The sequence below is a fragment of the Carboxylicivirga longa genome (assembly GCF_050589825.1).
Classification (GTDB): Bacteria; Bacteroidota; Bacteroidia; order Bacteroidales; family Marinilabiliaceae; genus Carboxylicivirga; species Carboxylicivirga longa.
Map to the genome: position 1 here is coordinate 1 of NZ_JBNGOZ010000038.1, position 12,345 is coordinate 12,345.

The 12,345-nt window shown below is 45.9% G+C and carries 7 protein-coding genes; 6 read left to right on the plus strand and 1 reads right to left on the minus strand.

The window, feature by feature from the left end; genetic code table 11:
* The first annotated feature begins 101 nt into the window (after positions 1–101).
* Positions 102–389, plus strand: coding sequence for a helix-turn-helix transcriptional regulator (locus ACRD7A_RS18710; RefSeq protein ID WP_430812923.1), 288 nt, complete (start codon positions 102–104; stop codon positions 387–389).
* A gap of 40 nt (positions 390–429) precedes the next feature.
* On the opposite strand, the gene ACRD7A_RS18715 is transcribed toward ACRD7A_RS18710, so the two are convergent.
* Positions 430–4,515 (minus strand): hybrid sensor histidine kinase/response regulator, encoded by a 4,086-nt coding sequence (locus ACRD7A_RS18715; RefSeq protein ID WP_430812922.1) that lies wholly within the window; start codon positions 4,513–4,515, stop codon positions 430–432.
* Positions 4,516–4,785: 270 nt separating this feature from the next.
* On the opposite strand from ACRD7A_RS18715, the gene ACRD7A_RS18720 reads away from it, so the two are divergent.
* From ACRD7A_RS18720 to ACRD7A_RS18740, 5 genes are all read left to right on the plus strand, one after another.
* Positions 4,786–7,962 (plus strand): glycoside hydrolase family 2 TIM barrel-domain containing protein, encoded by a 3,177-nt coding sequence (locus ACRD7A_RS18720; protein WP_430812921.1) that lies wholly within the window; start codon positions 4,786–4,788, stop codon positions 7,960–7,962.
* 199 nt (positions 7,963–8,161) lie between these two features.
* Positions 8,162–10,108 (plus strand): beta-N-acetylhexosaminidase, encoded by a 1,947-nt coding sequence (locus tag ACRD7A_RS18725; RefSeq protein WP_430812920.1) that lies wholly within the window; start codon positions 8,162–8,164, stop codon positions 10,106–10,108.
* Positions 10,109–10,118: 10 nt separating this feature from the next.
* Entirely contained in the window at positions 10,119–11,672 is a 1,554-nt protein-coding gene (locus ACRD7A_RS18730; RefSeq protein ID WP_430812919.1) for a sulfatase, read from the plus strand.
* Between the two features lie 34 nt (positions 11,673–11,706).
* Positions 11,707–12,180: an RNA polymerase sigma factor gene (locus ACRD7A_RS18735; protein WP_430812918.1), complete on the plus strand. Its 474-nt coding sequence runs from the start codon at positions 11,707–11,709 to the stop codon at positions 12,178–12,180.
* On the plus strand, positions 12,170–12,304 hold the full coding sequence (locus tag ACRD7A_RS18740; RefSeq protein WP_430817966.1) for a hypothetical protein: 135 nt from the start codon (positions 12,170–12,172) through the stop codon (positions 12,302–12,304). Before ACRD7A_RS18735 ends, ACRD7A_RS18740 begins: the two co-directional genes overlap by 11 nt.
* Positions 12,305–12,345: the final 41 nt, after the last annotated feature.

Here is a 12,345-nt window from a genome sequence, read left to right on the forward strand (position 1 = left end):
TTTTATTTTGGCGGTATCCATGGCATTTTCTCATTAAGTTACAAAATTAAAACGCTATTGTAAACTACAGCCATAATATTAATGCCGTAATTGATACCGAGATGGGTAATCCCGAATTGGGTGTTGATTTATTAGTGGAGCACCTTTCATTGAGTAGGGCCACACTATATGCCAAGTTTAAAGCTATTCTGGGCATTGGTGTCAATGCTTATATCAACAAGCGGCGCATGCAAGTAGCGCTTGAACGAATTGATCAGACGGATGATAGTGTGGCAGAAATTGCAACGCAGCTGGGTTTTCAGAGTCAGGGCTATTTCAGTACACTGTTTAAACAAACCTATGGACAATCACCTTTGAAACGTCGTCGTCAGCAGAAAGAAGGCTGTTAGTGGTCTGCTTATAGGATTTTTCGCCTAAGCCAATGGGGTATTATCTCTTCTCCTTGCGATAGGACGATGGGGGCATACCAAACTGTTTTGTGAAACAACGCCTGAAATAGGCCACATCGTTAAAACCAATTTGCATGGATATATCGGCTACTGCATCATTGCTTTGCTTAAGCAGTTGAGCGGCTCTTTTAAGACGTATTGATCGAATGAAAACCGATATATTATCGCCGGTAATGGTTTTGATGCGCCTGTACAATGTGGCCTGACTGATATTTAATAGTTCAGCCAGTACTTCCGCACTAAAGCCTGGATCGGTCAGGTGTGTTTCCACATACTCAATGGCAGAGCGAATAAATATCTCTTCTGCCGGTTCTATCTCCACCTCTGTGGGGCCAAGGGTAATTTTACTGCTGTAGTATTGTTTTAGTCCAATGCGGTTTTTAAGCAGGTTGCTAAGGGTAGTAAGCACTATTGGGGGAGAAAAAGGTTTGGTGATATAGGCATCGGCGCCGGTCTCCAATCCTTTAAGTGTATCTGTTTCTTCACTTTTGGCAGTCAATAATATCACTGGCAGATGACAGAGCTCCACATCTGTTTTTATGGCATTACACAGCGTCATGCCATCCATCAGGGGCATCATTACATCGCTTATCACTGCTCTTATATCTTTGTTTTTTCGCAGCTTATCCAGTGCATCGTGGCCATTGCCTGCCTCATGCACCGAATATGTGTCACTGAACATTTCGCGCAGGTATTCTCTGAGTTCTTTATGATCCTCTACGATCAGGATGGGAGGAAGCTCTTCACTATTCAACGTGCTATCCTCTTTCATGGGTTTCATATTAACTTCACTTACTTTTTCTTCTGAAGCTGGTGTGTCAAAAGTGGCATCTTTGAGGTGTTTACGTCCTTTGAGTAGCTGCAGAATAAAAGTAGACCCTTGACCCGGACGGCTGTCAATGCGAATGCTACCACCGTGCAACTCGGCATATTCGCGCACCAGAGCCAGCCCAATGCCTGTGCCGGCAGTATCAGTATCGGCCGGTGCCTGCCCGGTTTGGTAGAAGCGTTTAAATATTGCATCGTGGTAAGCAGTATCCACCCCTGGGCCTTCATCTCTGATCTTTAGTAGAATGGACGAAGCTGTTTCTTCAATAGAGATATAGATATTTCCGCTGTCAGGCGAATATTTAATGGCGTTGGACAAGAGGTTGCTCAGCATTATGCGCAGTTTCTCCGGATCACACCATATTACTACCTTATCATTAGGTAGTTGGGTCTTAATTTGAATGTGGCGTGTGTGAGCCAGTGACTCAAAGTTGCCAATAATATTTTTCGTGAAATCGATCAGGCATGTACGTTGAACCCTTAAGGGCATTTCCCCTTTTTCCGTTTTTCTGAAATCAAGTAGTTGCGAGATGAGCTGATGCAATAGCCCGGCATGGCGATTGATGAGCTCCAGCTTACTTTTCAGTGAAGCATCAAGGCTATCACGGCTTAATAGCTCTTTAAGGGGCGAGAGAATAAGTGTAAGCGGTGTGCGCAACTCATGCGAAATGTTGGTAAAAAAGCGTGCTTTCATCTCACTTAGCTCCTGTTGTTTGTTTTGCTCTATCTTCGACAGCTTAAGGGCATATTCCAGTTTTTCTTTCTCAGCATTGATTTGTTGCTCGCGATATATGCGGCGCAGCCGTATACCAAAGGCAAGGGTAATCATCATTATAATACTAAGTGCAATAAGTATGCGTCCGGGCCATGTTTTATGCCAGGGGGGTACAATATGTATTGTCAGTTGTGTAATATCTTGTGACCATACCCCATCGCTGTTGGCCGCTCTCACCTCAAAAGTGTATCGACCCGGTGCCAGGTTGTTGTAAGTTACTGATCGCTGATGGCCCGCCACGCGCACCCAACTGTCGTTGTGGTTTTTCAGGCGGTATTCGTACTGATTGTTGGCCTGATTGAGGTAGGACAGTGCCACAAAGTGAATGCTAAAGCTGCTGATGGGAGGATGCAGGGTTAGGGATTTAGTGTAGGGAGCAGCTTGAGTCATCACGATGTGTTTATTTACTTCATCGCCCACCTTGATTCGCTCGTTATTCACGGCAATATCGCTGATCTGAACTTTGGCTGTGTAGTCATCGTTGCGCAGGCTATCCGGATGGAAATAGAGGAGTCCTTTGTTATTGCCCCAGATAAGTGTACCGTCGGCAAAGCGGTGCACGGCGCGTAGGTTGTTGGCAAAATAATAATTGCTAAACGATTTTGTGTTAGTGTTTAATCGAGAAATGCCAGAATTGGTTCCGATCCACAACAGGGAATCGTTCTGCCCTGTTAGGCAGGTGGTAAAGTTATGGCACAGACCATCTTTCTTGGTCAGAAAAGCGATGGTGTCAGCTTTTGCACTCAGGTAACCAAGCCCTCCCCGGTAGGCAATCCACAGCTCACCGTTCGCCATTTCGTGTAGTGCCCAAACGGCTTTATTGGCTAGGGTGAGGGGCGATGTATTTGCATCATTAAAGGCCCTAAATTGATAATGAGGATACTGCATGCCAACCATCTCATTCAGTCCCTCATTGGTGCCAATCCACAGCCGTCCCTGGGCATCCTCATGGATGGCTCGTATGTAATGCCCCGAAAGTTTACCCGGGCCGTTTGTTGGGCCTTTTATACGCGTAAATTGTTGGCTTGTGCGATCGTAAAGCAACAGCCCTCGGCTTGTACCCAGCCAGAATCGTTGGTGCGAGTCAATAAACAGGCAGTTAACTCGTCCCCTCCAATGGGGATCATCTTTCACTCTTACCTTGACTTCACGGAAATCATCCGTGCGGGTGTTGTAGCGCAACAGGCTGCTCTGTAAGGTGCCAAACCATATATGACCCCTTTTATCGTTTACTGAAGAGAGAATGATGTCACTTGGCAGGCGGTTTTTTTTTCGTTTTTGTTGGCTGTTATAATCTGTGAATTCTAGTTTTTTGCCTGCGGCAAATGGGTTTAGGCTCTTTTTAATGCCACCATGATAGATGGACACGTACAGGTGCTTGTTTTCATCGCTTGCAAAACTCTTCACTTCATAATAGCTGTTGAAATTAATCCGGTGCACCACCCGCTTTTTTAGGTTGATCTTAACTGCGCCACCACCGTGAGTGCCCAGCCATAAAACCCCCGAAGCGTCGTTTAAAATGGAGATGATGCGATTCTCAAACTGATCGGACAAGGCCGGGTGGCTCCAGTTGTAATGCGTTGCGCTAGCTGCGTGGCTCAATGTCGATAGCTGATCGAGACCATCCCATGTGGCGATCCAATAGTCGCCATCTTTTTGTTTTACAATGCCGTAAGTGTCATTATGGCTAAGTGTGGGATGCGTTATATTTAGCGTGTTATGCGTACTTTTATCAAAGAGAAGTAGCCCATCTCCTATGGTGGATACCATGACATACTGTTTCGTGATACGAAGGCTGGTGATGGCCATGTACGGTGTTTTCTTATTTTTTTTAGGTAGTTGGTAATGTTCAAAGGTGTTGTTAGTGCAGTTAAAACGAATCAACTCATTGGAGCTTGTACCCAGCCAAACAATACCTTCCTTGTCGTGGGCAATGTGCAGGACTATGGCAGAAGTATTGTTCATTTTAGGTGGAGTGATCCACCTCAGGCTAGTTGTGTCAGAGGCGACAGGTGTTGTACTAAAATGAAGATGGGCCAATCCAATCTCAGAGGCAATAAGGAGACCGCCTGATGGATGATCATCGATGTCCCTGATGGTTACAGCTTCGGCGTGTGGTGCTCTGTAATGAAAGATAAAACGCTCCGTTTGAGTATCGAAGGCATACATTCCATCGTTGGTGCCTACCCAAATCAGTCCCGTGGTAGCTTGGTGCAATGAGTATATATCCAATGGTCCATCAAAGGGCTTGAATGATTTTACTGCAAAACCATCATAACGATTAAGTCCATCGGCCGTGCCCAGCCATATAAATCCCTTGTGGTCTTTGAGCAGGCAGTTCACATTGTTATCCGACAAGCCGTTTTGCATCGTAAGGTATTCTGCACTGATATCGTAAGGCATGGCATTGCTGCCCATGGTCATGAGGCAGACAAGAAATATCCAAAGCAGAAATTTATGCATAACGTGCGGTTTTTGAGCTGCAAAAATACAAAAAACACCCATCATTAATCTTACTCTTCAAACTACGCGTTGTGTTAAGTGTAAGTGATTAATAATTAGTCGATAATCGTTTTATGGTTATTGAAGGTGCCCCATCTGTGATTGATTTACACCTCCTGTAATTGACCGAAAAATCCCCCTTTTTTAATGATTTGTCACTGTTCTTTAACATGGCTTATTCTTAGTTTTGTATGTTTAGTAAGATTGATGTTGAATTAAAATTGAATACAAATGATTAAAACCATGTTCACAAGTGCCCTGCTGTCGGTGTCTTTGTTGGCTTCGGCACAAAGCAATGACTGGGAGAACCAGCATAGGGTGCATGAGAATAAGATGGATGGTCGCGCCACCTCTTATTCCTACCGGACAGCTGAAGAGGCACGTCTGCTCGATCGGCAGAAGGCCGAAGTAAAATTTTTGAACGGCGACTGGCAATTCCAGTTCACGCCCGATAGTAAAAACCGATCCACAGATTTTGCCGGGGCCGATTTTGATGCCTCATCATGGGCTAACATACCGGTGCCTTCCTGCTGGGAGATGCACGGTTATGGAACACCTATTTATACCAACGAGGTATATCCTTTTACACCCAATGCTCCGTACATCGATCGCACCAATCCTGTGGGATCCTATATCAAAGAGTTTGAACTGCCCGAAAACTGGCAGGACGAGCAAGTGATTATTCATTTTGGTGGTGTGTCATCGGCCTTCTATTGCTGGTTGAATGGCGAGTATGTTGGGTATAGCCAGGGCAGTCGTCTACCGGCCGAATTTGACCTGACCAAGCACCTGAAAAGCGGTAAAAACAAACTGGCCGTTCAGGTCATACGTTGGTCGGATGGTAGCTACCTGGAGGATCAGGATCACTGGCGCATGAGTGGTATCCACCGCGAAGTGTTTCTGATGGCTCAGCCTAAGGTACACATCAATGACTTTTTTATCCGTACACCGCTGAACGATGATTTTTCATCGGCTTTGTTTCAGGTGCGTCCTGAAGTAACCGTGGGTGATATTGATATTGAAGGCTGGACCCTGGAAATTAATTTATTCGATGCTGCCGGTAAGTCTGTGCTTGATAAAGCCTTGGTTCGTCCGGTTAAGGCCATTACTCATGAGTGGTATCCGGCACGCGATAACGTGTATTTCGGTCGTATGGAAGGGCAGGTTGAGAATCCGCAGCTATGGAGCGACGAGCACCCATATTTATACACCGCTGTTTTAAGTATTCGTAATGCCGACAAAGAAGTGGTTGAAGCACGTTCTACTCAGGTAGGTTTCCGTGAGTATAGCTACAATGAGCAGGGAGTCTTCCTGGTAAATGGTAAGCCCGTTAAGCTAAAAGGGGTTAACCGTCACGATCATAGTGATGTGGGAGGAAAAACAATGACACGCGAAGAGATGAAGCGTGACATTGAGTTGATGAAGCTTTACAATATTAATGCAGTGCGTACGGCACACTATCCCAACGATTCGTATGTGTATGAGTTATGCGATCAGTACGGTGTCTATGTAATGGATGAGGCCAATATTGAGTCGCACGGTATTGGAGGTCGTTTGGCCAATGATCCATCATGGAACCTTTCTTTTATGGATCGTGTAATCCGTATGGTAGAGCGCGATAAAAACCACGCTTCCATCTTCTCATGGTCGCTGGGTAACGAGTCGGGTTGTGGACCCAACCATGCATCGGCAGCGGCCTGGATACGTGATTTTGACCCAACGCGCCTGGTACACTATGAAGGTGCACAGGGTGTGCCTACACACCCCGATTACATTCCGCTGACCTCGAAAAAATGGGGACCCAACTATCATTCTAAGATGGCCAACCCCACCGATCCGGCTTATGTGGATATGTTAAGCCGTATGTATCCATCGTTGGAGCAGTTGAAAGCCCTCGGAACCAATGGTTATCTGAAGCGTCCGGTGGTGATGTGCGAATATGCCCACGCCATGGGTAATTCATTGGGTAACCTTAAAGAGTATTGGGATATGGTGTATGAGCACCCTATTTTGGTAGGTGGCTTTATCTGGGACTGGATCGATCAGGGTATCCGTGCCGAAGATGAAGACGGTACTGTTTACTGGAAATATGGTGGTGATTTCGGTGATAAGCCTAACCTGGGTAACTTCTGTCTGAATGGTATTGTTAATCCCGACCGATCGGTAAAACCTCAGCTTCAGGAGTGTAAGTATGTTTTCCAGCCCATTGCTTTCGAAGCGCTTGATTTGGCTAAGGGAGAAATAAAGGTACGCAGTAAGATGAACTTTATCTCAACAGCGGGTTACTTCTTTAAGTGGAGCATATCAGAAGAGGGTAAGGTGGTGCGCAGTGGTCAGTTGGATGACATTGTTGTGGCACCGGGTGAAACGCAGATCATTACCCTTCCGGTATCGAAGGTAAAACGCAAAGCCGGAAAAGAATACTGGCTGCGCGTGAGCATGCACAAGATTGATGCCACTGCATATGCAAAAGCAGGTTATGAAGTGGCCAAGCAACAATTTATGTTGCAGGAAAAAGCTTCAGCAGCTGCCCTGAAAGGTAATAAAGGGCTGATTGTTGATGATGTGGCTGATCGCTTAACCATCAAAGGCAAGCGTTTTGAGGTGAGCTGGTCGAAAAGCACCGGTGCTCTGGAGAACTATCGTTACAATGGTACTGTGCTGATTGAGCAGGGTCCGCAGGCTAACTTCTGGCGTCCGCAAACCGATAATGATCGTCGTGGTTGGAAATCGCATAAGGAGTCGGGTTACTGGCGCGATATCCAATCAGTAACACCCGTTGTAAGCGTTGAGCTGGATCAGTCATCGGCTGACTACCTAAAAGTAGTGGTGAAGCAAAGCTTCAATGATTCAGTAAAAGTAAATGTAACTTACAAGGTAGATTATCAGGCCAATATTGAAGTAACCAACGAGGTGCAGATGCCAGCGGATATGCCTATGCCTTTGCGTATTGGTGGTGAATGGCAAATTAATAAGAGCCTGCAGCAGATGAAGATGTACGGTAAAGGTCCCTGGGAAAACTATATCGACCGTGCTTTCGCAGCGGAGGTAGATGTTTATTCAGGAACAGTTAATGATTTTGTACATCACTATGTTACTCCGCAGGAGTGTAGCAACTATACCGAAGTACGTTGGTTACAGCTGACAACTCCCAAAGGAAAGGGTGTTCGCATTGAGGGTGCTCAGCCACTGAGTACTTCAGTATGGCCCTGGACAGCCGAAACGCTGGAGCAGGCGAAGCACATTAATGAGCTGGTAGAGGCTGACTATTTAACGCTTAACCTTGATTTGCGTCAGGTGGGTGTGGGTGGTGCCAATACCTGGTCTTATAAGGCCAAGCCCATTGAGCAATACCGCATTAAGCCGGGCAACTATACTTATTCTTACACCATTAAGCCACTTAAATAAGTTGCTTAATTAGAATGAAATTCAATCCGGTATTGGCTGTGACACGCAGTGAATACCGGATTGTTAAATTATAAGCTTATGAAACGATCATTCAAATTTGATTATTCAAATTAATACACAGGCGAATGGCAATATCGACCAAGTCAATGATCAAATTTATTTGGGAGCTTCGTATGGCAAATGAAAACGAATGAACGATATGAAATCACTAACGAAAATTACTACATGGCTCTGTCTGTGTTTTTGTTGGGCAAGCACCTATGCAACAGTTCCCCTGGAGGACTTTCTGTTACCGTCTCCGCAAAGCATAAAGATAGAGAAGGGAATGATGAGTCCCACGGGAGGTCGTATCCTGTTAGGCAAGGGTATTGATGATGATCGACTGTTGGAGCACACCCTCAGCCTGCGTGAGCAATTTAAGGATCTGGGCTGGCATTGGGAGCTTACACGGCAGTGTGCAGCTGGCGAGCAGCCCAATTTGCACATTCACATTGATGGCAGCAAAGACCTGCCAGCCCAGGGGTACCACTTGCATATTAAGAAAGAACAAATTGAATTAACGGGTGCCGATGCGCAAGGTGTATTTAATGGGCTGCAAACACTGCGTCAGTTAATTGACTATGCAGGCCGGGCCGAAGGGCTACCTTGTCTTAGTATTGAGGATTATCCGGATTTTGAGCACAGGGGTTTTATGTTGGATGTGAGTCGCGACCGGGTGCCTCGTCTGGCAACGCTCTTTCAAATCATTGATCATTTAGCAGCCTGGAAAATAAATCAGCTGCAATTATATACCGAGCATACTTTTGCCTATCAGAACCACCCTCAGGTGTGGCAGGCCTATTCACCTTACACGGCTGAGGACATTATTCGTATAGATCGCTATTGCAAAGAGCGTTTTATCGATCTGGTGCCCAATCAGAATGCCTTGGGTCATATGGAACGTTGGCTGGAACATGAAGACTATCAGCACTTGGCAGAGCTGGAAACTATACAGCCTGAGGGACCCAGTCAGCTGCAGCGTCGCACAACACTGAATCCCATTGATCCGCTTTCCATGGAGCTGGTGAACGGCATGTTCGACGAGTTACTGCCCAACTTTAGTTCTGCCACTGTTAATATTGGTGGTGATGAGCCCTGGGAGCTGGGATACGGTCGTTCCAAAGCGGTTTGTGATGCCAAAGGAAAGGGGCAGGTTTATGTGGATTATATGTCGGATTTAACCCGGGGACTGAGTAAAAAGGGTTATCGTACACAAATGTGGGCCGATATTATTCTTCATCATCCCGATCAGTTGCATCGCCTGCCCAAGGATCTTACCTGCCTTGTTTGGGGCTATCGTGCCTGGTATCCGTTTGACAAAAACTGTCGCAAGATCAAAGAGGCCGGCCTGCCGCTTTATGTGTGCCCCGGTACTTCCAGCTGGCAGTCGTTTATTGGACGGTGGCCCAATGCACAAATCAATCTGCTGAAGGCTGCCAAAGCAGGAAAGAAGCACGGAGCCGAGGGCTATCTAATCACTGATTGGGGTGATTTTGGGCACTGGCAATCATTCCTAATCAGTTACCCGGGCATAATGTATGGAGCGGGTCTTAGCTGGGCGCTTGATCAAAACCAAGAGCTGCCCACAGATCGACTAATGAGCAATAGCATGATGGCTAAGCCCAATCCTGAGTTAAGTAAGTTGATTGTTGAATTGGGCGAGGTGTATAAGCTCTACGATGGTGATATTCAAAAATATGTTAATGTTTTTTATGATATCTTACGAGCTCCCGATGCCTCTTTGTCTACGCCAAAGCTTAAGCATGTAAACGCTACCAATACGCAGGAAGTACTGAATACTTTGGATAATTTATTAAATCGATTACATCAATGTTCTGTCTTTAATGACGAACAGCGTCTTATGAGGGATGAGTTGATTTTAGCAGCCGGTTTTGCTCGTCATAGTGCCCAAATGGCAAAAGAACGATTATCTTTGCCCGATCATAAAATGAGCCTGGCAAGTGCTAAATGTAAGCAGATGATGATGAAGGACTGGGAGCGCCTTTTGGCGCGTTACCGCGAGCTGTGGTTAGAGCGCAATCGCCCGGGTGGCTTGCAAAGTAGTTACGCCGGCTTTGAAATAATAACAGAATGTTATCGTCAATAAATGTAGTTTAATGAAAAAAATATATAAAAATAATAAGCTGGTACTTTTTTGTAGCATGTTCATGTTCATGCTGCTGGGAGCTTGCACCGGCGAAAATGACGTGAAGTCGCCAAACATTATTTTATTCCTGGTGGATGATATGGGTTGGCAGGATACTTCGGTTCCTTTTCATAAAGAAGTAACACCATTAAATAAAAAATATCACACCCCAAATATGGAGCGCCTGGCCAGTCAGGGTATGAAATTTACCCAGGCCTATGCCAGTTCGGTCTGTTCGCCCACCCGGGTGAGCCTTATGAGCGGTATGAATGCTGCTCGTCATCGCGTAACCAACTGGACGCTTCGCCGCAATGTTTCGCAGGATGCTGCTGATGAGGTACTGGATTTTCCAAAATGGAATATGAATGGACTTCAAACCAATGATAGCATTGAGAATGCAGCGGTAGCCACGCCGCTTCCCCTCTTGCTGAAGGAAAAGGGCTATTTTACCATCCATAGTGGCAAGGCGCATTTTGGCGCCATTGGCACCCCTGCGGCCGACCCGCGTAACCTGGGTTTCGATATTAATATTGCCGGACATGCTGCCGGAGGACCGGCTACCTATCAGGGACTGCGCAATTATGGTCACGATGAAAATGGTTTGCCATTAAATCAGTGGGCTATACCGGGGCTGGAAAAATACCACGGAAAGGATATTAACCTTACCGAGGCGCTTACGATTGAGGCAGAACACGCACTCGATAGTGCCCGTGCCAGTGGTAAGCCCTTTTTTCTGTATATGGCACACTATACCGTGCATGTACCCATCGAAGCTGATAAGCGTTTTGTACAGAAATACCTTGATAAGGGGATGAATGAAACAGAGGCGAAGTACGCCTCCATGGTAGAAGGCATGGACAAGAGTTTGGGTGACTTGATGGACTACCTGGAGGAGCATCAGCTGGATGATAATACCATTGTGCTGTTTATGTCGGACAACGGCGGATTGAGTGCCCATAATAGAGGCGGAGAGCGCCATGTGCACAATGCTCCTTTAAATAGTGGAAAGGGTTCGGCTTATGAGGGAGGTATCCGCGAACCCATGTTGGTTAAATGGCCGGGTAAGGTGAAGCCTGCCTCGCAATGTGACGATTATCTTATTGTTGAGGATTTTTATCCCTCAATATTAGAGATGGCAGGTTTAAAAAATGCCGAGACGAAGCAATTGGTAGATGGTCGTAGTTTTGTGCCGATGCTGATGCAAACCGGTACATCGGCCGATGAGCGCGATTTGTTCTGGCATTTTCCTAATAAATGGGGTGGACATGGCCCGGGCATTGGTACCACCAGTACCATACGCAGTGGCGATTGGAAGCTGATTTATTGGTATAAAACACAAACTTTTGAATTGTTTAATGTTAAGGACGATATTGGTGAAACCCATAACCTGGCCGCCGACTGTCCTGAAAAAGTAAAAGAATTGGCAGGAAGGCTGGGTGATTACCTGCGCAGCGTAAATGCCGATCGCCCTACAATAAAGGCGAGTGGTCAGCCGGTTAGCTGGCCTGACGAAGTACTCAATTAAATTATTATATTCTTAATCTCCCCGAAAAGAGAATATGAAGCAAAGTAGCGATATAGCGCTGGTAGAACAACTTGTTGCCGGGCAGGAGCGGGCATTAAGTGCATTGATGGACGCCTACCGTGGGCGACTCAGAGCCTTTATGATGCGAAGCTTACCACAGGAAGAAGATGTTGAGAGCCTGGTGCAGGAAGTCTTTTTGAAAGTGTGGCTCAATAGAGCCACACTGGATAAAGGAAGGCCTTTTGAAGCCTACCTGTTTACGGTGGCCAAGCATATTGTTATCGACCATCTGCGTAAGCTGGTTCATAAGAGACGCTTCATTCAGGATGCCATGGCCTCGCCCCAGAGTATGGAGCAGAGTGCCTCCGAAGTGATCGAATACGACGAGTTAAAAAGCAAAGTTGAGGCAGCCGTGTTGCAGATGCCCGAGAAGCGTCGTCGTATTTTTGTTATGCACCGCTTCGAAGGAAAAAAAATACAAAGAGATTGCCCAGTCCTTGGGTATTAGTGAAAATACTGTGAACGTACAAATGCATAAAAGCATGGCTTTTCTCAAGGAAAAGCTAAATGCATATCTTTTTTTTATTATTTCTATGTTGGCTGTAGTTTACAATAGCGTTTTAATTTTGTAACTTAATGAGAAAATGCCATGGATACCGCCAAAATAAAAGAA